General features: G+C 70.9%; 18 protein-coding genes. 7 read left to right on the plus strand and 11 right to left on the minus strand.

Annotated features, from left to right (window positions below; all coding sequences use genetic code 11):
* Positions 1-5: 5 nt before the first annotated feature.
* From purH to L6E10_RS01375, 7 genes are all read right to left on the minus strand, one after another.
* The gene (gene purH / locus L6E10_RS01345; RefSeq protein WP_236215979.1) at positions 6-1577 is read right to left on the minus strand and encodes a bifunctional phosphoribosylaminoimidazolecarboxamide formyltransferase/IMP cyclohydrolase; all 1572 of its coding nucleotides are present in this window, start codon (positions 1575-1577) and stop codon (positions 6-8) included.
* Positions 1574-2191: a phosphoribosylglycinamide formyltransferase gene (gene purN / locus L6E10_RS01350; RefSeq protein ID WP_275675953.1), complete on the minus strand. Its 618-nt coding sequence runs from the start codon at positions 2189-2191 to the stop codon at positions 1574-1576. The genes purH and purN overlap by 4 nt, the downstream gene beginning before the upstream one ends.
* A 45-nt stretch (positions 2192-2236) precedes the next feature.
* Positions 2237-3814, minus strand: coding sequence for a DUF6350 family protein (locus L6E10_RS01355; protein WP_236215983.1), 1578 nt, complete (start codon positions 3812-3814; stop codon positions 2237-2239).
* Positions 3815-3943: 129 nt separating this feature from the next.
* A complete protein-coding gene (locus tag L6E10_RS01360; protein WP_236215985.1) occupies positions 3944-4651 on the minus strand; it encodes a DUF5336 domain-containing protein in 708 nt (235 codons plus the stop codon).
* A 192-nt stretch (positions 4652-4843) separates the two neighbouring features.
* Complete coding sequence (sucD, locus tag L6E10_RS01365) at positions 4844-5731, minus strand: succinate--CoA ligase subunit alpha (protein WP_236215987.1); 888 nt, start codon at positions 5729-5731, stop codon at positions 4844-4846.
* A 5-nt stretch (positions 5732-5736) separates the two neighbouring features.
* Positions 5737-6903, minus strand: coding sequence for an ADP-forming succinate--CoA ligase subunit beta (gene sucC, locus L6E10_RS01370; protein ID WP_236215989.1), 1167 nt, complete (start codon positions 6901-6903; stop codon positions 5737-5739).
* 207 nt (positions 6904-7110) lie between these two features.
* Complete coding sequence (locus L6E10_RS01375) at positions 7111-8790, minus strand: hypothetical protein (protein WP_236215991.1); 1680 nt, start codon at positions 8788-8790, stop codon at positions 7111-7113.
* A 134-nt stretch (positions 8791-8924) separates the two neighbouring features.
* Between L6E10_RS01375 and L6E10_RS01380 the strand changes: the two genes are divergently transcribed.
* Together L6E10_RS01380 and L6E10_RS01385 are read left to right on the plus strand one after the other, a co-directional pair.
* The gene (locus L6E10_RS01380) at positions 8925-9905 is read left to right on the plus strand and encodes a triacylglycerol lipase (RefSeq protein ID WP_236215993.1); all 981 of its coding nucleotides are present in this window, start codon (positions 8925-8927) and stop codon (positions 9903-9905) included.
* Positions 9906-10114: 209 nt separating this feature from the next.
* The gene (locus tag L6E10_RS01385) at positions 10115-10903 is read left to right on the plus strand and encodes a M23 family metallopeptidase (protein ID WP_236215995.1); all 789 of its coding nucleotides are present in this window, start codon (positions 10115-10117) and stop codon (positions 10901-10903) included.
* A 334-nt stretch (positions 10904-11237) separates the two neighbouring features.
* Here the strand turns inward: L6E10_RS01385 and L6E10_RS01390 are convergent, their stop codons facing one another.
* From L6E10_RS01390 to L6E10_RS01400, 3 genes are all read right to left on the minus strand, one after another.
* Positions 11238-11474, minus strand: a complete 237-nt coding sequence (locus tag L6E10_RS01390; protein ID WP_236215997.1) for a hypothetical protein — start codon at positions 11472-11474, stop codon at positions 11238-11240.
* Positions 11475-12586: 1112 nt separating this feature from the next.
* Positions 12587-14893, minus strand: coding sequence for a DNA helicase PcrA (gene pcrA, locus L6E10_RS01395; RefSeq protein ID WP_236215999.1), 2307 nt, complete (start codon positions 14891-14893; stop codon positions 12587-12589).
* Positions 14894-14953: 60 nt separating this feature from the next.
* Positions 14954-15163: a hypothetical protein gene (locus tag L6E10_RS01400; protein ID WP_236216001.1), complete on the minus strand. Its 210-nt coding sequence runs from the start codon at positions 15161-15163 to the stop codon at positions 14954-14956.
* 201 nt (positions 15164-15364) lie between these two features.
* On the opposite strand from L6E10_RS01400, the gene L6E10_RS01405 reads away from it, so the two are divergent.
* Positions 15365-15625, plus strand: coding sequence for a chorismate mutase (locus tag L6E10_RS01405; protein WP_090094777.1), 261 nt, complete (start codon positions 15365-15367; stop codon positions 15623-15625).
* Positions 15626-15643: 18 nt separating this feature from the next.
* On the opposite strand, the gene L6E10_RS01410 is transcribed toward L6E10_RS01405, so the two are convergent.
* Positions 15644-16696 (minus strand): histone deacetylase, encoded by a 1053-nt coding sequence (locus L6E10_RS01410; protein WP_236216168.1) that lies wholly within the window; start codon positions 16694-16696, stop codon positions 15644-15646.
* 70 nt (positions 16697-16766) lie between these two features.
* Between L6E10_RS01410 and L6E10_RS01415 the strand changes: the two genes are divergently transcribed.
* The 4 genes from L6E10_RS01415 to L6E10_RS01430 all read left to right on the plus strand — a co-directional run bounded on the left by L6E10_RS01415 (position 16767) and on the right by L6E10_RS01430 (position 20107).
* Complete coding sequence (locus L6E10_RS01415) at positions 16767-17093, plus strand: hypothetical protein (protein WP_236216003.1); 327 nt, start codon at positions 16767-16769, stop codon at positions 17091-17093.
* 103 nt (positions 17094-17196) lie between these two features.
* Positions 17197-18042 (plus strand): hypothetical protein, encoded by an 846-nt coding sequence (locus L6E10_RS01420; RefSeq protein ID WP_236216005.1) that lies wholly within the window; start codon positions 17197-17199, stop codon positions 18040-18042.
* Between the two features lie 237 nt (positions 18043-18279).
* Complete coding sequence (locus L6E10_RS01425; protein ID WP_236216007.1) at positions 18280-19038, plus strand: hypothetical protein; 759 nt, start codon at positions 18280-18282, stop codon at positions 19036-19038.
* Positions 19039-19204: 166 nt separating this feature from the next.
* Positions 19205-20107 carry a hypothetical protein gene (locus L6E10_RS01430; protein WP_236216009.1) on the plus strand — a complete coding sequence of 301 codons (903 nt, stop codon included), beginning with the start codon at positions 19205-19207 and terminating at the stop codon, positions 20105-20107.
* Positions 20108-20173 lie beyond the last annotated feature (66 nt).

A 20173-nucleotide genomic window follows, 5' to 3' on the forward strand; every position in this document is an offset into this window, starting at 1 on the left:
GAAGATCAGTGGGCGAAGTGGCGCGTACCCGTCAGGTACAGCGTGACGCCCGCCTCCTCGGCCTTCGCGATCACCTCGGGGTCGCGCACCGACCCGCCGGGCTGCACGACCGCGCGCACGCCGGCCTCCAGCAGCACCTCGAGCCCGTCCGGGAACGGGAAGAACGCGTCGGACGCGCCGACCGCGCCCTGCGCCCGCTCACCGGCGCGCTTCACCGCGAGGTGCGACGAGTCGACCCGGTTGACCTGGCCCATGCCGACGCCGACGGTGGCACCGTCGTTCGCCAGCAGGATCGCGTTCGACTTCACCGCGCGGATGGCGCGCCACGCGAACTCGAGGTCCGCCAGCGTCTTCTCGTCCGCGGGCTTGCCGGCCGCCAGCGTCCAGTTCTCCGGCGAGTCACCGGAGGCGTCGACGGCGTCGCGCTGCTGCAGCAGCAGGCCACCGGACACCGGGCGCATCTCGGCGCCACCGCGCGCCGGGGGCTCGGCCACGAGGAGGCGCACGTTCTTCTTGCGCTGCAACACCTCGACGGCACCGTCCTCGTAGGACGGAGCGATGACGACCTCGGTGAAGATCTCCGAGACGAACTCGGCCATCTCGACGGTGACCTCGCGGTTCGCCGCGATGACACCGCCGAACGCGCTGAGCGGGTCGCACTCGTGCGCCTTGCGGTGCGCGTCCGCGATGCTCAGCTCGGACACCGCGATGCCGCACGGGTTGGCGTGCTTGATGATCGCGACGCACGGCAGCTCGTGGTCCCACGCGGCACGCCACGCGGCGTCGCCGTCGAGGTAGTTGTTGTACGACATCTCCTTGCCGTGCAACTGCTTCGCCGACGCCAGGCCCACACTGCCGTCGCCCTGCGTGTAGATCGCGGCGCTCTGGTGCGGGTTCTCGCCGTAGCGCAGCACGTTCGAGCGGTTCCAGGTCGCGCCGACCCAGCCGGGGAAGCCGCTGCCCTCGTCGTCCGGCGCCAGGGCGTTGCCCATCCACGACGCCACGGCGACGTCGTAGGTCGCGGTGTGCCGGAACGCGTCCGCGGCCAGCCTCTGCCGGTCGGCCAGGGTGAAGCCGCCCTCGCGGACGTTCTCCAGCACCCACCCGTAGCGGGAGGGGTCGACGACGACGGCGACGTTGGCGTGGTTCTTCGCCGACGCGCGGACCATCGCGGGACCGCCGATGTCGATCTGCTCGACGCACTCGTCGGGGCTCGCGCCGGACGCGACGGTCTGCGTGAACGGGTACAGGTTCACGACCAGCAGGTCGAACGGCGCGATGTCCATCTCGCGCAGCTGCTCGACGTGCGAGTCCTTGCGCAGGTCCGCGAGCAGACCGGCGTGCACGCGCGGGTGCAGCGTCTTGACGCGGCCGTCGAGGCACTCGGGGAACCCGGTGACCTGCTCGACCGGCGTCACCGGGACGCCCGCGTCGGCCAGCACCTTCGCGGTGCCGCCGGTGGAGACGATCTCGACCCCGGCCGCGTGCAGGCCGGTGGCCAGTTCCAGCAGGCCGGCCTTGTCGGAGACCCCGATCAGGGCCCGGCGGACCGGCCGCCTCTCGGCAGGAGTGCTCACGGAATGCTCACCTTTCGTCCGTTCACGGTGCAGCCCTCGCGGGCGAGTCGGCCGACTGTCTCGACGAGCAGCCGGCGTTCGACGACCTTGATGCGTTCGTGCAGGGTCTCCTCGGTGTCGCCGGGTTCGACGGCGACGGCCTCCTGCGCGAGGATCGGCCCGGTGTCGACGCCCGCGTCGACCAGGTGCACCGTCGAGCCGGTGACGTGCACGCCGTAGGCCAGGGCGTCCCGCACGCCGTGCGCGCCGGGGAAGGCCGGCAGCAGCGCGGGGTGGGTGTTGATCATCCGGCCGCCGAAGCGGGCGAGGAACTGCTCGCCGATGATCTTCATGAAGCCGGCGGACACGACCAGGTCGGGCTCGTGCGACGCGACGGCCTCGGTGAGGGCGGCGTCCCAGGCCGTGCGGTCGGCGTGGTCGCGCAGCTTCACGACGAAATGTGGCACCCCGGCGCGTTCGGCGCGCTTGAGGCCCTCGATGTTCTCGCGGTCGGCGCCGACGGCCACCACCTCGATCGGGAGGTCGGCGTCCAGCAGGGCCTGCATGAGGGTTCCGGAACCGGAGACGAGTACGACGACGCGCGCCGGTGTGGGAAGCCGAAGTTCGGTGCTCAGCGTCTACTCCTGGTCGTTGCAGCAGCTCAGGAGCAGCCTAGGACGTCACCGTCCGGCCTTGCCGTCCAGGTCCTCCTCGGGCTCCATGCCCAGCACCTCGTCGAACTCCGCGTCGAACTCCGCGTCGAGGTCCTCCTCGTCCGCGGCGGGTTCGCCGTCCTCGTCGTCGAGGGGTTCTTCCTCTTCGCCGGCAACGTCTTCGGGCTCCTCGCCGGCGAGGTCCCCGGCCGCGTCCTCCTCGTCGGCGTAGTCGTCGTACTCGTCCTCGTCGTAGTAGTCGTCGGCGTCGAGGTCCTCCTCGACCTCGAACTCGTCGGCGTCCACGACCTCGAGCTGCTCGAACTGGTCGGTGAGCTCGTCGTCCTCGAACACGACGTCCTGGCCGGCGGTTTCGGCGTCCTCGTCGTAGTCCGGCTCGACGAACTCGGCGCCGCCCACCGCCACCGCGGCCTTCGCGCGGGTGCCGGCGAGCCACGCGACCAGCGCACCCGGCACGAGCACCCACAGCGCCACCAGCAGTCCGAGCAGTCCGGCCGGCACCGTCACGGGGTCGAACGCGCCGCCCGCGAGCCGTCCGCCGGCCGTCGCGGCGAGCACGAGGCTGCCGACTCCGGCCGTGACCGCAGCGACCAGCACCGCGCGCAGCCGCGAGGTCGGCCGGTCGGACACCTTGCGGCAGGTCCAGCCGACGAGCACGCCGATCAGGGCGACGCCCACGAGCACGGCGGGAGTCCACACGTGCGCGTTCTCCGGCAACGCCGCCAGCAGCGGCACCGGCGGGACCGGGCCGCCGACGAACCGCGTCGGCGACACCTCGACCCCGCCCAGCGAGAACCCGGCGCCCGCGACGTAGGAGAACCCGGCGATGATCGCGTTCGGCAGGTAGCCCAGGCACAGCAGCCACACGCCGAGACCGACGCCGACCGACTGACCGGCCTCGGCGAAGAGCCCGCTGGTCGTCGGCCAGGAGACGGCGAGCCCGGCCGCCACCGCCAGCGAACCGACGCTGACCAGTGCGAACAACGCCATGAACCCGGCGCGCAACCCGTGCAGCGCCACCGGGTCGAGCTTGTCGAACACCATCTCGACCAGGCCGCAGCGGCGGGCCACGCCGATCGTGGCGGCGAGCCCCGAGACGGCGGCGCAGCCGAAGAACGCGACGGCCGGGGTGGCGCGCACGACGCCGTCACCCATGACCAGCGCGATCGCGCCGCCCACCACGGCGTGCGAGCCGGCGATGCTGAGCACGACACCGCGTGCCTGCAGCGGCTCGTAGAGCCCGAGGCGGTCGGCCGTGCCCGCGGCGGTGCGGCCGACCAGCAGCATCAGCAGCGCGGTGGGCAGCAGCGGCAGGACCCCGAACTGGCCCGAGTCGAAGCGCAGCGGCACGTGGTGCGCCGCCAGCCACGCGGGCGCGGCGGCGCTGAGCACGCCGGAGGTCGAGAACTCGGCGTACGTGGCCGTCGCGGAGACCAGCGCGAGGACCGCGGCCACGGCGGCGTACCCGACGACCACCGACCCGACCGCGGCGGCGGCGAGCACGCGCACGCGTTCGGACCGCGAGAACTCCGGTGGGCGCACGGTGTCGACCTCGCGGGTCACGTCGCGTTGCAGCACGGGCATTTCCCCACTGTGTCAGGCGGGCTGGGCCGTTCGGGGCAGGCACGCCGGGGTATGCGACAGGGGTGGCACCGGAGATCCGGCACCACCCCTGAAGGACATCACCACAGCGGACGAACGGTGTGCGGACCGTTACTGCTGAGGTCCGCCGAAGCCACCGGGCGGCGTGCCCGGCGAGCCGAACTGGCCCGGCTGCGGCATGAAGCTGGTCTGCTGCGGCGGCTGGCCCGGCTGCTGCGCGGGCTGCTGCGGCTGCTGGCCGAACTGCTGCTGGCCGAACTGCTGCGGTGCCTGCTGGGGCGCGGCGTGCTGCTGCTGGTGCTGCTGCGGGAACGCGCCGGACTGCGGGTTCCAGCCACCGGGCTGGCCCTGGTGCTGCTGCGGGTGACCGGCGTACGGGTTCGCGGGCTTCGGCTCGAACTTCACGATGCCCTCGGCGAGCAGGAAGGCGAGCACGATGGCCGCCGTCTCCAGCAACGCCACGATGAGCAGCACGATGTCGAGGCCCTGCACGGACGGCGACTTGATGATGCCCTGCAACTGCAGCATCGTCTGGACGGCCGCGAGGACCGCGGCGACCGGGACGAAGCCCTTCGGGACGTTCGGCAGGACCGAGAGCCCCGCGAGCAGACCGGCGGCGATCAGGTAGGTCACGTTGCCGCTGACGTCATCCGCGAACGCGACGAGGTACGCGACCAGGCCGAGGCCGGCCGCGACCAGCGGGAGGATCAGACCCAGGTTGATGTTGTTGGCGCCGGGGGCGCCAGGGGCCTGATGAGGTGCCTGGTGCTGTGCCGGACCCGGCGGCTGCTGCTGGGGTGCGCCGTAAGGCACGGACATGTCGAGGTCTCCTCCTCCAACCGAGTGATTCTCAAGACGCTAGCAGTGATCGTCACCGCTCCTGCGGAGGCGGCTGCGGATTCGTGCCAGCTGCTCAGACGGTGGACCGATCGGCTCGGTTCCGCCACATGAGCGAGGGCCGGACTCCGAAAGTACTCGGAATCCGGCCCAGGGGTGCTCGAAGTGTGCGGATCAGAGGGCGTTCATGATCTCGCGCATCAGAGCGGCGGTCTCGGACGGCGTCTTGCCGACCTTGACGCCGGCGGCCTCGAGGGCCTCCTTCTTCGCCTGCGCGGTGCCCGCCGAGCCGGAGACGATGGCGCCGGCGTGGCCCATGGTCTTGCCCTCGGGGGCGGTGAAGCCCGCGACGTAGCCGACGACCGGCTTGGTCACGTTCTCCTTGATGTACGCGGCCGCGCGTTCCTCGGCGTCGCCACCGATCTCACCGATCATCACGATCGCGACGGTCTCTTCGTCGGCCTCGAAGGCCTCCAGGGCGTCGATGTGCGTGGTGCCGATGATCGGGTCGCCACCGATGCCGATCGCGGTGGAGAAGCCGAAGTCCCGCAGCTCGTGCATCATCTGGTAGGTCAGCGTGCCGGACTTCGACACCAGACCGATCTTGCCGGAGCCCGCGATGTTCGCGGGGATGATGCCGGCGTTCGACTTGCCGGGGCTGATGATGCCGGGGCAGTTCGGGCCGATGATGCGGGTCTTGTTGCCCGTCGCGACGGCGTGCGCCCAGAAGTAGGCGGTGTCGTGCACCGGGATGCCCTCGGTGATGACGACGGCCAGCTCGATCTCGGCGTCGATGGCCTCGACCACGGCGGCCTTGGAGAAGGCCGGCGGGACGAAGATCACGGTCACGTTCGCGCCGGTGGCCTCCATGGCCTCCTTGACGGTGCCGAAGACCGGGAGGACGGTGCCGTCGAAGTCGACCTTCTCGCCCGCCTTGCGCGGGTTCACGCCACCGACGATGTTCGTGCCGGACGCGAGCATGCGCTTGGTGTGCTTGGTGCCCTCGGCACCGGTCATGCCCTGGACGATGACCTTGCTGTTCTCGTTGAGGAAGATAGCCATCTGACTCAGACCCCCGCAGCCGCGAGCTCGGCGGCCTTGGCGGCCGCGTTGTCCATCGTGTCGACAACGGTCACCAGCGGGTGGTTGGCCTCGGCGAGAATCGCGCGGCCCTCCTCCACGTTGTTGCCGTCGAGGCGGACGACGAGCGGCTTGGTGGCCGAGTCGCCGAGGATCTCCAGCGCCTTCACGATGCCGTTGGCCACGGCGTCGCAGGCGGTGATGCCGCCGAAGACGTTCACGAAGACCGAGCGGACGGCCTCGTCACCGAGGATGACGTCCAGGCCGTTGGCCATGACCTCGGCGGACGCGCCGCCACCGATGTCGAGGAAGTTCGCGGGCTTCACGCCGTACTGCTCACCGGCGTACGCCACGACGTCCAGGGTGGACATCACGAGACCCGCGCCGTTGCCGATGATGCCGACCTCGCCGTCGAGCTTGACGTAGTTGAGGCCCTTCTCCTTGGCCTTCGCCTCGAGGGGGTTCTCGGCCTGCTTGTCGACCAGCTCGGCGTGGGCCGGGTGGCGGAAGTCGGCGTTCTCGTCCAGCGTGACCTTGCCGTCGAGGGCGATGACCTTGCCCTCGGGGTCGCGGACCAGCGGGTTGACCTCGACGAGCGTGGCGTCCTCCGCGACGAAGGTCTCCCACAGCTTGACGATGACGTCGACGACCTGTTCCTTGACCTCGGCCGGGAAGTTCGCGGCGTCCGCGATCTCCCTGGCCTTGGCCGCGTCGACGCCCTGGATGGCGTCGATGGCGATCTTCGCGAGGGCCTCGGGCTTGGTCGCGGCGACCTCCTCGATGTCCATACCGCCCTCGACGCTCGCCATGGCGAGGAAGGTGCGGTTGGCGCGGTCGAGCAGGAAGGAGAAGTAGTACTCCTCCGCGATGTCGGAGGCGGGCGTCACCAGAACGCGGTGAACGATGTGCCCCTTGATGTCGAGGCCGAGGATGGCCTTGGCCTTCTCCTCGGTCTCCTCGGCGGTGGAAGCGAGCTTCACACCACCGGCCTTGCCGCGGCCGCCGGTCTTGACCTGGGCCTTGACGACGACGGCCTGGCCGAACTTCGCGGCGATGGCCTTGGCGTCTTCGGGGTTGGTAGCCACATCGCCCGGCAGTACCGGGACGCCGTGGGCGGCGAAGAGATCCTTCGCCTGGTACTCGTACAGGTCCACTCGGGTCTCCTGCGACGTCGGTGTCGGAACACCGCGCCTGGGTGGTCCTCAAGGGGCCAAGCGAACCCACTTGACGCGGCTGGGCCCAGACACTATCGACCTGCGGCTACCGCTCGCACGTCACCATCGGTGAGGTCGGTCTCAACTGCGGTGAGGTCGATCACGCGTGCGCGCGCGTTAGAAGGAAACCCACGCCTGGAGGCCGTTTCAGCGGCTCCCGCGAGCGGCCATCAAGCCCGCCGCGAGCACCAGAGCGACGACCGAAGCCAGCGCGAGCCACGTCCCGGGCGCCGCGACGGCGTTCTCGACCCGGTCCCCCGTCAGCGGCAGTTCGAGCGCCCGCACGCCGGCCAGGACCGCGAACCCCGCGAGGACCGCGGCACCGCGAGCGGGCCTCGACCTGTTCACCAGCACGAGGTTGATGATCAGTGCGGTGAGGGAGATCAGCAGCGTCCAGGAGACCGCGGGGTCGGTGCCCGGCAGCAGGCCCGGCGACTCGAACCCGTCGCCGCGCGTGGTCGGCAGCGCGAAGGCGCCCACCGCGAAGATCCCGGCGAGCAGCACGGCGCCCAGCTCGGCCACCGGCAGCTGCTCCCGCCTGACCTCCCCGGCGCTCTCCCGCTCGATCGCGGCCGCGATCCCCGCGCAGATCAGGGCCAGCAGGCCGAGAGGCAGTTCGACGACCATCAGCCAGAAGCCCGCGCCGGGCTGCGCGACGCCCGCCTGACTCGCCGCCAGCACGGACTCCGTGGTGCCCGCCGCCGCGAGCTGCACGGCGAAGAACACACCGACGAGTGCCGGGCGCACCGCGGCAGCGGTGGAGGGCACGAACAAGAGGAGTCCGACCACGCCGAGAGCCAGTCCGGCCACCCACAGCAGGCTCACGGCCGCCAGCTCGGGTGCCGGGCCGCCCGTGGTGAGCGTGAGCTGCGGGAGCAGGGCGCCCACCAGCACCGCCACCGCGGCGGCGACGGCGAAGGCCCCCGCGATGACGTGCATGCGCCGCAGGGACGGCAGGGCGGGGTCGCGCACCTCGTCGCGCTCGCCGCGGACCAGCCGCAGGGCGCGGCCGTGCAGAGGGGCGCCGAGCAGGACGATCGCGGCGACCAGCGCGGTCACCGGTCCCGGGCTGACGCCGAGCCCCGGGGCCAGCGTGCCGGCCGCGAGTCCCGGCACCGCGACGGCGAGCACGGCCAGCGCCACGCCGATGCCGCCGCCCTGGCGGGTGTCCGGATCGGGCGAGGTGGCCGACAAGGCGGTGGCCAGCGGGACGGCGATCGCGACCAGCAGGCCGCCGACCAGTCCCAGGACGGGCAGCTCCCACGGGCCGCGGTCGAGCTGGAAGGCGTCGGTCGAGGTGAAGGGCTTGCCCAGCAGCCCGATGGCCGCCACCGCGGCGATCAGCACCGGCAGGCCCACCAGGGTCGGGGGCTCCGTCTCGTCCGCGGGCAGACCGGCGCGCCCGGCCGCGAGCGCTCCACCGGCGATCACCAGCAGGTGCCCGGCCACCAGCACCCAGACGCCGGCGGTGGGCGTGACCGCGAGCAGCGTCGCCGGCCGGAAGAGCTCGGGGCGCGCCACGTCCATCGGCTCGAACGCGATCAGCAGGTCGCCGAGCAGCCGGCCGGCCGCGAAGACGCCGACCGCGGCGATCAGCCCCGCCGCCACGAACGGGCGGCCGCGCATCAGCAGCACCCCCGCGACGGCCGGGGGCGCCAGCGCCAGCAGGGCGAGCAGCGGCCACGACGTGAAGGCGGGTTCCGCGCCGTCGACCACGCCGAGCAGCGGGCCGAGGGCCAGCAGCAGGGAGCCTGCCGAGGCGAGGGCCCACGAGGTGCGCAGCCTGCCGGCCGCCGGGGTCTGGTTCTCGAGCTCGGTGCGAGTCATCGCGGGCGAACCTAGCAATAGGAGGGGTGGGGGTCCCTCCGCCGTGCTGTCCCGTTGAGATGAATTTCGTTCGCATGTGGAAAAGACGCGGCGGGTACCCCTGGGTCGTGACTTCATCACCTACCGTCGCTCACATGGGCGACACCGGCCGGTCGTGGATCACACGTCTGGCTGACGCCGCCCTCGACCGCGCCGGCTGGGGCGTCCACGCCGCGCGGGACGTCGCCGAAGAGGTGAAGGTCGCGCTCCGGGCGGTGGCCTCGCCCGGCGGCGTGCGCGGGGTCGCGGTCGAAGCGGCCTGGCTGACGGCCCGCGCGGTGCTCTACCCGTGGGGCGCCGTCGCCGAACAACTGCGCCCGGACGGCCCGTACCGGCACTACCGCACCGACGGCCTGCCACCCCGCCAGCGCGGGCTGGTGGTTTCGGCGATGGACGCGGCGGGCACCCCGATCGTGCTGGTGCACGGCATCGGGGACAACCGCTCCGCCTTCGCGGTGCTGTCGGGGGCGCTGCGAAGGCGGGGCTTCGGGGTGGTGCACGCCGTCAACTACAGCGTGCTGACGGCGTTGACCGGTGACGTCCGCCGTTCGGCCGCGCTGCTCGGCGAGCACATCGAGCGGATCTGCGAAGAAACCGGTTCGGACCAGGTCCACGTCGTCGGCCATTCACTCGGCGGGCTCATCGCCAGGTACTACGTGCAACGGCTGAATGGCGACTCACGCGTTCGCACACTCGTAACACTGGGAACGCCGCACAACGGCACCCTCTCCGCCTACCTGGTGCCGACTCCGCTGACCCGGCAGCTCCGGCCGGGTTCGGAACTGCTGGCGGAACTCGCCGAGCCGTGCCGGCCGTGCCGCACGCGGTTCGTCGTCGTCTGGTCCGAGATGGACCAGATCATCGTGCCTCAGCGCAACGCCCGCCTGGAGCACTCCTCGTTGGTCGTCGAGGAGCACCAGATACGTGATTCAGGTCACCTTTCTTTGCCGGTTGACACGAGGACGCTTCACGTAGTTGTGACGGCGATCACCCGATCGGATGACTTGTCACCTCACCCCATCGCCGCTGGCGGTGAGGCGTTTCGCGCTCCCGCCACGACCGATCGTCACAGTTGACAGTTGAAACTTGCTGGTTGCCGCCCATTGGGAGGACATAACGAACTGGGGTTTGCCCTCCGAGGCTCCCCGCCGTTACTGTCCCCCGGTCCGTTGTCACGGTCTGATCACAGAAGGACACCGAGTCAGAACCCCGAATCCTGACTCACCGGGAATCCCCCGCCCGGCGTCCACCCCGATCAGGCTCCCCGAAGGCGGAAGGGCAAGCTTTGAGTCACCACCGCTCCCCCGGCGGCCATGAACGCAGTGCTGCGCTTGAAGAGGCAGTCGACCGCGCCTCGACGCGCACCGTCGGCTCCCACCGGCTCCCCCCGCCACCGTCGGCGCTTCGCGGACGCATCGTCGTCGCCGCCGTCGCAGTAGGTGCCTTCGCCGCGGCAGGCGCCGGCCAGATCGGCCAGGCAGCCGCCGGCGACAGCACGGACGTGCAGCTCGCGAACCACTCCGACGGCGCCGCCACGTTCGACGGCGTGGGTGGCGACACCGCCGCCGCCCCGCAGATCCTCGCGGTCTCCAAGACCACGGCCGAGGGCTCCGCCGAGGCCGCCAAGCTGCTGCGCAGCCAGCAGCTCACCACCGAGCGCGAGGCCGTCGAGGCCGAGAAGAAGCGCCCGAAGTTCTTCCGCCCCGCCGCCGGCGAGTTCACCTCCGGCTACGGCGGCCGCTGGGGCACCATGCACCTCGGCATCGACATCGCCGGCCCGATCGGCACCCCGATCGTCTCCGCCGCCGACGGCGTCGTGATCGAGGCGGGTCCCGCCTCCGGCTTCGGCCTCTGGGTCCGCGTGCAGCACTCCGACGGCACCATCACCGTCTACGGCCACATGGACACCATCGGCGTCCGCGAAGGCCAGCAGGTCAAGGCCGGCCAGCAGATCGCCCGCATGGGCAACCGCGGCTTCTCCACCGGCCCCCACCTGCACTTCGAGGTGTGGAACCCGGACGGCCAGAAGATCAACCCGCTGACCTGGCTGAACGCTCGCGGCGTGACCGTCTGATCCAGTTTTCCCGGTTCCGGCTCTCTGAAACACGGCTTCAGCCGCCTTGTGAGGTGTCTTCGGCCGCCCCGCCACCTCGCGGGGCGGGGCGGGGCGGTTCGACAGCCTCAAGCGGCTCTCGTGGCTCAGGAGCCACTCCAGCACCGCTGTGGTGCCGCTCCGGTTCGGCTCCAGTGGCGTTCTGGTCGGGCTCGGGTGGTGCTGTGGTTCTGCCGCGGCGGTGTCGGCTCGGGTTGCGCTAGTGGTGCGGTCGGGGGCTCACTTCCGGGTCAACTTCACGCCGTCGCGCTGTATTTCGCCGATGCCCCGATTTCGTCGCGGTGATGCCGGTTCGTTACAGCGCTGAGCGGATGAAGTAGGCCGCGGCCACCCGCCACACCGAGCACATGTGCCTGCGCCAGCGCGGCCCGCAGGCCTCGCAGGACCCGCTCTCGGTCTGCCTGTGGTGGGTGAGGACGGCTCGCCACGCTTCGGCCAGGGTCCTGGTCGCCGGGGAGTCCTGACGGCATTCCAACTCGCCGAGAATTGCGAACACACGTTCGTGCAGGGCGCCGGCCAGTACGTGGTCCATCGTGAGCTCTCCCGCCGGGGTCGTGGCCTCATGCGGTTGATGATGCTCCGGGGGTCTGACAATTTTCGGGCCCTCTGGGGCCGGCGGCTCGATTCGCCGGGTACGCGGTGCCTTCCGCGTCGCCCTCTTGCCTGGTCCCAGCTGCGCTTATGCGGTGATGCGGCTTGCCTCGGCGCTCGACGCGGAAGTACCTCGAAAGCCTGAACGGACAGCGTGGCCGGACCGCTCTCCCGTTCGGTCCGGCCACACCTCGCCGCGAAGTTGGGCCCCCGCCTTCCCTTCGCTCCCCTTGGTCGCATGCTGCACTTCTGCGCCCCGGACCGCCCCGAACGTTCCGTCGGCTGTGTTGCTTGCGACACCCACATAGACGTACGGGGTCGGCGATCGTTGCGCTGGTTTTCCCGGATTTTTCTCGGTTCATCCGATTGGGGGTCTTGGCTGGTCGGGATGGGGGTGGGGGTTTGTTCGTCCGGGGATTTTGGGAGCGCGGCGGTTTCGTAAGTCGTTTTCCGTGGTTGGTTGACGGGTGCTTGTTGGGATTTCGTGGCTGGTCCGGTTGCGGGCGTTGGCTTGGCGGCTGCGTTCCGCTTGTCGGGTGGTCTGCTTGGGCTGGGAGCCGCCGGTTTCACGCTCGGGGCTCCGCCCCGGACCCCGCCAATCTGATCGAAGACCGGCCGGCGCCGTCTGCGGGTTGATGGCACGCCCGTTGCTCTGGGCGGCTTGCTGTTGCGTTGCGGTGTGTTGGGTGTGGTGGTCCCGTCACGAGCCGCGCCCGTGACGGGACCACCACACCTTCTCTTGGCTCAAAGCCACTGCGGCTCGGCTTCGCCGTCGCTCCCGCTCGCCTTCAGCCTCGCAGCCGGCTGGGAGCTCGCCTGTCGGCACGCGGTGGCGGCGGCTCGCCTCTGGCATGTCGCCTTCGGCCCTGCGGCTCGGAGTGCGTCAGGCGCAGCTCATCCTCGGACTCGCGTCGGTATCGAGGTCCCGGCGGCGTGTCGGGCACGGCCCGCCTCCAGGGCTCCCGACACGGCGAACAGCCCGCCTGCGGCGTCGCGGTGGCGTTCGGGCCGGGTGCGACGGCGGGCGGGCTGCCGTGTGGTGCGGGGTGGGCGTTAGAGCTTGGTCATGGGGACGCTGCCGATCAGCATCAGGCGGACCGTGCCCGAGCCGCCGAAGTCGATCGTGGCCGTGGCCCTCAGGCCCGCGCCGTCCACCGCCACCACCCGGCCGAGGCCGTACTTGTCGTGGGTCACCCGATCGCCCACCTCCAGCTTCATCGCCGGGGCGTCCTTCCAGCCCGCCTTGCCGGGGGCCGGGCGGGAGAGGCCTCGGGAGGCGATGCCGCCGGAGGCCGAACGGCCCCAGGTGGTGGCGGCCGCGGGGGCCGAGCGGGAGGGTTCCACCCGGCGCCAGTCGATGAGGTCCTGGGGGATCTCGCCGAGGAAGCGGGAGGCCGGGTTGGCCGAGGGCTGGCCCCACGCCGAGCGGACCAGGGCCCTGGAGAGGTAGAGGCGGCGTTGGGCGCGGGTGATGCCGACGTAGGCGAGGCGGCGTTCCTCCGCCAGTTCCGCCGGGTCGCCGAGGGCTCGCATGTGCGGGAAGACGCCGTCTTCCCAGCCCGTGCTGAAGACCACCGGGTACTCGAGGCCCTTGGCCGTGTGGATGGTCATCAGGGTGACGACGCCGTCGGACTCGGCGTCCGGGATCGAGTCGGCGTCGGCCACCAGGGAGACGCGTTCCAGGAACGCCGGGAGCGAGGGAACCGGTTCCGCGCCTTCCGGGAGCTCCAGCTCGGTGAACTCGCGGGCGACGGTGACCAGTTCGTTGAGGTTCTCGACCCTCGTGTGGTCCTGGGGGTCCTCGCTGGCTTCCAGCTCGGTGCGGTAGCCGCTCTTCTCCAGGACGGCTTCGAGGATGTCGGCGACGTCGTCCTCGCGGGCGACCATCTCGCCGAGCTCGTCCATCATCTCCACGAAGCCCGCGATGGCGTTGCGGGAGCGCGGGTTCAGCATCGGGACGCGGTCGAGGTCGCGCAGGGCCGCGGCGAAGCTGATGCGCTCGCGTTCGGCGTAGGCGGAGACGCAGGCTTCCGCCCGTTCGCCGATGCCCCGCTTCGGGACGTTCAGGATCCGCCGGAGGGAGACCGTGTCCTCCGGGTTCGCCAGGGTGCGCAGGTAGGCGAGGGCGTCGCGGACCTCGCGGCGCTCGTAGAAGCGGACGCCGCCGACGACCCGGTACGGGAGGCCGAGGCGGATGAAGATCTCCTCGAAGACCCGCGACTGGTTGTTCGTGCGGTAGAAGACGGCGATCTCGGAGTTGTTGACCTCGCCGCTGTCGACCAGGCGGTCGATCTCGTTCGCGACGAACGCCGCCTCGTCGTGCTCGTTGTCGGCGACGTAGCCGACGATCTTCTCGCCCTCGCCGAGGTCGGACCACAGCGACTTGTCGCGGCGGTTCGGGTTGCGGGAGATGACCGCGTTCGCCGCCGTCAGGATGTTCTGCGTGGAGCGGTAGTTCTGCTCCAGCAGGATCGTGGTGGCGTCCGGGTAGTCGCGCTCGAACTCGACGATGTTGCGGATCGTGGCGCCGCGGAAGGCGTAGATGGACTGGTCCGCGTCGCCGACCACGCAGAGCTCGGCCGGGGGGATCTCGCCGCCCGCCTTGCCGACCAGTTCGCGCACCAGCGTGTACTGCGCGTGGTTGGTGTCCTGGTACTCGTCGACCAGGACGTGGCGGAAGCGGCGGCGGTAGTGCTCGGCCACGTCCGGGAACGTCTGCAGGAGCTCGACGGTCCTCATGATGAGGTCGTCGAAGTCGAGCGAGTTCGACTCGTTCAGGCGGCGCTGGTAGACCGCGTAGACCTCGGCCACGCGGCGCTCCAGGTCGTTCGTGGCCTGGGCGGTGGCGGTCTCGGGGTCGACGAGCTCGTTCTTGAGGTTCGAGATGTGCACGGCGAGGGTGCGGGCCGCGTACTTCTTCGGGTCCAGGTCGAGATCGCGCGCCACGAGCGTGATGAGGCGCCGCGTGTCGTCGCTGTCGTAGATCGAGAAGTTCGACGACATGCCCAGGGTCTTCGCCTCGCGGCGCATGACGCGGACGCACATCGAGTGGAACGTCGACACCCACATCGAGCGGGCGCGGGCGCCCACCATGTCGGCGACGCGCTCCTTCATCTCGGCGGCGGCCTTGTTCGTGAACGTGATGGCCATGATCTCGCCGGGGTGCACGTCCCGTGCCGCGAGCAGGTACGCGATCCGCCTGGTGAGGACGCGCGTCTTGCCGGAGCCGGCGCCCGCCACCACGAGCAGGGGCGAGCCGGCGTGCTCGACGGCACGGCGCTGCGCGGGGTTCAGGTCGTCGAGCAGGTGGCCCGCGCGGGAAACGGGGGGACTTGAGGGCAAGTCGAACAAGGCGCTCATCGTCCATCCACGGTACCGGGCGGCACCGACGAATCCGGTACCACCCGACCACGTGTTCGATCAGGAGCCGGTGTCGATCACGAACCGACGACCGGCGCGGACGGTCCCGTGACCGTCCACCTCGGCGGGGACTTCCGGGCTGTCCTGCGCGTACTCCCCGGTGGACCGCGAGCACCGGCCACGCCTCGCCGTCCACGACGAGGTGATCCTGCGCGCCTCGGCACCGGCGGCGACGGCCGGCAGCGCTTCCCACCTGGTGAGCGCACTCACCGCGCGGACTTGGCAGGCGCCCGAGGTTCTGTGCAACACTGGATCCGTGCGCGTGACGTTCTTCGAGTTTTTCTACGGGATCCGGACTCCGGCTCCCGTGGTCGTCTAGCGCCGACAAAGCCACCACGAAGCCCCGGAGTCCTCGGACACCGGGGCTTCGCTGCTTCCGGGCCAGGGCTCGCAGAGTCGAGAGGTCGACCGATGACGGACACCACCACCGAGCCGGACATCAACGAACTGCGCGAGGAGATCGACCACCTGGACGCGGAAATACTGCGTCTCGTGCAGCGGCGCGTCGAGATCTCCAAGATCATCGGCGCCGCGCGGATGGCCGCCGGCGGCACGAAGATCGTGCACAACCGCGAGATCGACGTGCTCAACCGCTACAAGCCGCTCGGCCCCGAGGGCAAGGACCTCGCGCTGACCCTGCTCAAGATGGGCCGCGGCCCGCTCGGCAGGTAGGAAGAGCCCGGCCCGGCGTCACAGGACGCCGGGCCAAAAAGGCTCCAGAGCCTTCCTGACGTGCGCGAGGTCCGCGTCCACGAGCCGGGTGTCGTCCGGCACGTAGGCGAGCGGGTCCTCGAGCAACGGCTCCGGCAGGCGCAGCAGGCCCTCCACCAGGGCGTGCAGGCACAGCGCCGAGTACCCGCGCAGGTAGCCGCCTTCCTGGGTGAGCACCGCGCGCGGACCGGACGACGCCACCCTGCGGCCGATCTCGCGGTACCCGTCCGCCGTGAGGTTGTGGCGGCCGTTGGGGTCGAACGCCGACCCGTCGAACCCGGACGCGCACACCAGCAGGTCCGGCTCGAAGTCGCGCAGCAGCGGGAAGGCGATTTCGTCGAGCGCGCGCAGGTAGGCCGTGTCCCCCGCACCGAGTGACAGCTCGATGTTCACGTTCCTGCCGTTGGCGCCCACCTCCGACGGCGCGCCCGTCTGCGGGTGGTTCGTGCCCCACGCACCGTGCCGCATGTGCACGGAGATGGTCAGCACGTCCGCGCGGTCGTAGAAGATCTCCTGCGTGCCGTTGCCGTGGTGGACGTCCCAGTCCAGCACGGCGACCCGCATCCCCTGGCGTCGCGCGGTTTCCGCGACCAGCGCCGCGTTGTTCACGAAGCAGTAGCCGTCCGCCATGTCCGGCTGCGCGTGGTGCCCCGGCGGCCGCACGAGCGCGTACGCCAGCGGTGCGCCTGATTCCAGTGCGGCCAACACCGTGCCCGCCGCCGCTGACGCCGCACGCCACGTCTCCGGCCCCACGACCGTGTTCACCTCCAGCGCTACACGCTCGGACACCCGCAACGAGTCCAAGTAGCCCGCCGTGTGCACGCGCAGAAGCTCGTCCACGGACGCATGCCTGCCCTCGTGCCACTTCAGGTGCGGCGCCACAGGGCCGTGCGTCAGCGCGTGCCGGAACGTCCGCAGCCGCGCCGCGTTCTCCGGGTGCGGCTCGGCCACGTCGAGCCACGGCCAGGAGCCCGGCAGCTCCCACAGGCCCTCGCCGGCGTCGTGCTCGAGGCAGTCGTCGTGCCAGAACATGTCCACGCGAATCGGATATCAGGGCGATCACGGATGGTCCACCGGAAAAATCAGGGGGCACACTGGAGTCATGGGCCTCATCGCCGCACTGATCGCCATCGCCGGCCTGCTCGCCGCCTTGGCGCACGACGCTTACCTGGGCTTGCTCGGTTCGGCCGCCACCAAGAAGGGCCTCGCCGGAGCACCTGTCTCGCAGTTCGTCCGCAGCCGCTGGAAGACCGCGATCGCCACGACCGCGGGCGCGGCGATCGGCCTGCTCATCACCAACGGCGACGCGCTCGCCGCCGACGTGATCGGCGCGGCCATCGCGGGCGGCAGCGGCCTGGTCGCGCTCAACGGCGTGCAGAAGACGCACAAGCAGCTGAACAGCGGACAAGCGCAGCTCCCGCCCCGCTAGCGGCTTCACACAAAAGGGTGTCGCTCGTCCTGAACGCCCCCTTCCGGTTGGTTCGACACCTCCGAACGGCCCTACCCTGGTCGCGTCGCAGAGGGGTGTCGGGATGGACGAACTGCCGGGCAAACATCGCCTCGTCGACGGGCTCGCACCACCGCGGCCCGTCGTCGGAGGTGACCGCATCCCGCTGCCGCGCCGCCACCGGCCCGACCCGCTGCAGGACACCGACGGGCTGAGGAAGTTCAACATCGGCCTGGTGCCCGCCTCGGTCACGCCGCCGCGGACGTGGAAGCGCGCGGCCTGGTTCGCCGTCGTCTCCTCGGTGCTCGTCCTGGTCGGGCTGAGCGTCGCGGCGGCCAAGCTCGTCGGCAGTGGCGGCGAGGTCGAGACGGTGGGCCTGCCCGGCTACCCGTCGGACGTGCCGCTGATCTCGCAGCTGACCACGGGCGGCACCACGACCCCCTCGGCCACCGGCACCAGTCCGTCGGCCGCGCACACCGGCAGGGTGGCGCCCGCGCCGGGGACGGGACGCGGGTCCATCGCACCGGGCACCAGCGGCCGCGCGTCCGCCACGGTCGCCCCGCCGTCCGGGCCGCTCCCGCCCGTGATCACGACGGTGCCGGTCACCGAGGCCCCCGTCGTCGACGGCGGCAAGATCGCCGAGCAGACTGAGAGCTTCTACAGCGCGATGGTGACGAACGCCGACACGGCGCTCGCCCTGACGACGGACCCGGTGAGGTCGAACGCGGACGTGTTGCTGGAGGGCAGGCTCGCCGACATCTCGCTGATCGAGGTGAAGGAGATCGTGGTCGACCCGGGCAGGGGCCTCACCGTCAGCCTGCTGCGGGTGACCAAGAAGGACGGCACGGTCAGCACCGAGAAGCGCGAGCTCAGCTTCACCGCCGGCGACCTGCCGCTGATCAACGGTGAACGGTTGAAGACCGGCGGCTGAAGCCGCTCAAGGTCATACCCGGTGCGACCGAATGTAGTAAGTAGCACCTTCGAGCGGATCCCGAGGCCGCTGACCGCCACGAACGGATGAAGTTCAGCCGCACGCTGGCACGGTCATGCGAAGCCACGGTACGTCTTCAGGTGACCACGGACAGTACGGAGGACCTGAGCAGTGCAGCGTCTCGCGACGACCGGGCGGAGACACACCCGCGCCGGCTCGATCAGCGTGGCTGAGCTGATGAAGCAGCAGCCTGGCCCGATGCGCATCCTCTCCACCGAGGAGGCCGCCACCGATGCTCTCGTCACATCACTGCTCGGTCCGACCGAGGACATGACGGCGACCACGGCGGTGATCCCGGCCGTGCCCGGTCGCCGCCGCCGCCGCGCGAAGTCCAGCCGCGCCGCGAGGGCCGCGGGCCTGCTCGCCGGCGCGGTCGTCCTGGTGTCGTCCATCGCCGGCGCCGCGGTCCTCGCGAGCAGGAGTCCGGGGAACAACGGCATCCCGTTCTCCCAGCGTCCCGTCGCGCTGTCCGGTGCGAGCGCGCTGCGCCCCGACGTCCTGTCCGCGCAGCTGCCGGACGAGCGCGCGCCGAGGCAGCCCAGCGCGGCCGTCGCGGCCCCGATGCCGGATCCGTCCGCACTGCTGCTGGAGACGTCCGAACCGGCCACGCCGGAGGTCACGGTCGGTCCCCAGCCGCAGGTCGACGTGGTGAAGCGGTTTTACGAGCTGCTCACGACGAAGCCCAAATCGGCGGCCAAGCTGCTGTCCCCGGACCTGGTCGGCGCGAACCCGGAGGAGTTCGTCGACTCCTGGGGGATGATCAAGCTGGTGAACGTCGACCAGACGTCGGTGCGGCCGGACGGGTCGGTGCTCGCGGTCGTGTCCATGCAGGAGCTCGACGGCGGCTGGCTGCGCCTCGAACAGCTCTTCTGGCTCACCGACACGACGCAGCCCCGGATCATCGGCACCGAGGTCCTTTCGGCGCAACGGAGTTAGGTCGCGCCCAAGCGGGAGCGCCGTTCGCAGTCGAACGGTGACCGCTCGTCGCGGAAACTGGGTTCCGGCCGTGAAAATTCCCCCATAGGGGTTACATCTCGGGTCACGATTCGGTATCCATGTTCCCGCCAGTGCGCAAACGCGAACTTGGAAGGGTGAACGAGCGGTGTCGATTGAGGACCATCGTCGGCGGCTGAACGGGTCGGCGGAGTCGACCGGCCAGCTGTCCGTCGCCGAGCTGATCGCCCGCCGCGAGGCGGAAACCGTGGAGATCCCGGTGATCACCGACGACATCACCCCCGAGGCCTTCGAGCCGACGGTCAAGTTCAAGCCCGTCAAGGCGTCCGGCGGCAAGCCGAAGAAGCAGCCCATGAAGGAGCTGCACATCACCGAGCTGCTGCGTCGTGAGGGCCGTGCCGACGACACGCAGCGCGGCGGGTTCACCGTCGGCAAGCTGGCCGCCGCGGCCAGCGGTGGCGTGGTCCTCTGCGGTTCCGTCGCGTTCGCCGCGTCCTCGTGGCTGTCCTCCCCCGACGAGCGCCCGCTCGCCGAGGTGCGGTTCGACGAGCGGGCCCAGGCCCGTGGCGCGAGCTCCGGCACCGAAGGCGTCGTGAAGCTGCCGTCGAACAAGACCCAGCAGGCCGACACCACCGAGACCGAGCAGGCCGCCCCGGCCTCGGCCGAACCGACGACGCGCGTCGCGCCGTACGTCCAGGCCCAGCCGCAGCGCCCGGCGCAGCAGCAGGCACCGACGCAGGCCCAGCAGCCGACGCAGCAGCCGACGCAGCCCACCTCGCAGACGCCGCCCGCCACGACGACGCCGTCGACGTCCACGGAGACCAGCCAGCCGAGCACGCCGCCGTCGAGCGAGACGCCCGCGCCGCCGCCCAGCTCGTCCTCCACCACCCCGCCGAGCAGCAGCACGCCCGCGCCGCCGCCCAGCTCCGACGCGCTGCCCACCCCGTCCAACCCGGTCGACGTGAGCGTCGACCTCGGCCTGCTCGACCCGGTCCTCAACACCGTGGGCGACACCGTTGGCGGATTCGACTTCTTCGCTCCGGCGAACTGACGTACGAACAGGTAGCTCGGCGTCGGCCCACGGCAGGTACCCTGTGCGGGCATTCGCGACGACCCG

It is taken from the genome of Lentzea sp. CC55, from assembly GCF_021056325.1.
GTDB classification, from domain to species: domain Bacteria; phylum Actinomycetota; class Actinomycetes; order Mycobacteriales; family Pseudonocardiaceae; genus Lentzea; species Lentzea jiangxiensis.

What these genes read in the sequence shown, in the direction of transcription:
- L6E10_RS01355 (WP_236215983.1), bottom strand. Translation starts at nt 3,814, where the DNA reads ATGCCCGTGCTGCAACGCGACGTGACCCGCGAGGTCGACACCGTGCGC.
- L6E10_RS01360 (WP_236215985.1), bottom strand. Translation starts at nt 4,651, where the DNA reads ATGTCCGTGCCTTACGGCGCACCCCAGCAGCAGCCGCCGGGTCCGGCA.
- sucD (WP_236215987.1), bottom strand. Translation starts at nt 5,731, where the DNA reads ATGGCTATCTTCCTCAACGAGAACAGCAAGGTCATCGTCCAGGGCATG.
- L6E10_RS01375 (WP_236215991.1), bottom strand. Translation starts at nt 8,790, where the DNA reads ATGACTCGCACCGAGCTCGAGAACCAGACCCCGGCGGCCGGCAGGCTG.
- L6E10_RS01380 (WP_236215993.1), top strand. Translation starts at nt 8,925, where the DNA reads ATGGGCGACACCGGCCGGTCGTGGATCACACGTCTGGCTGACGCCGCC.
- L6E10_RS01390 (WP_236215997.1), bottom strand. Translation starts at nt 11,474, where the DNA reads ATGGACCACGTACTGGCCGGCGCCCTGCACGAACGTGTGTTCGCAATT.
- pcrA (WP_236215999.1), bottom strand. Translation starts at nt 14,893, where the DNA reads ATGAGCGCCTTGTTCGACTTGCCCTCAAGTCCCCCCGTTTCCCGCGCG.
- L6E10_RS01405 (WP_090094777.1), top strand. Translation starts at nt 15,365, where the DNA reads ATGACGGACACCACCACCGAGCCGGACATCAACGAACTGCGCGAGGAG.
- L6E10_RS01410 (WP_236216168.1), bottom strand. Translation starts at nt 16,696, where the DNA reads ATGTTCTGGCACGACGACTGCCTCGAGCACGACGCCGGCGAGGGCCTG.
- L6E10_RS01415 (WP_236216003.1), top strand. Translation starts at nt 16,767, where the DNA reads ATGGGCCTCATCGCCGCACTGATCGCCATCGCCGGCCTGCTCGCCGCC.
- L6E10_RS01420 (WP_236216005.1), top strand. Translation starts at nt 17,197, where the DNA reads ATGGACGAACTGCCGGGCAAACATCGCCTCGTCGACGGGCTCGCACCA.
- L6E10_RS01425 (WP_236216007.1), top strand. Translation starts at nt 18,280, where the DNA reads ATGAAGCAGCAGCCTGGCCCGATGCGCATCCTCTCCACCGAGGAGGCC.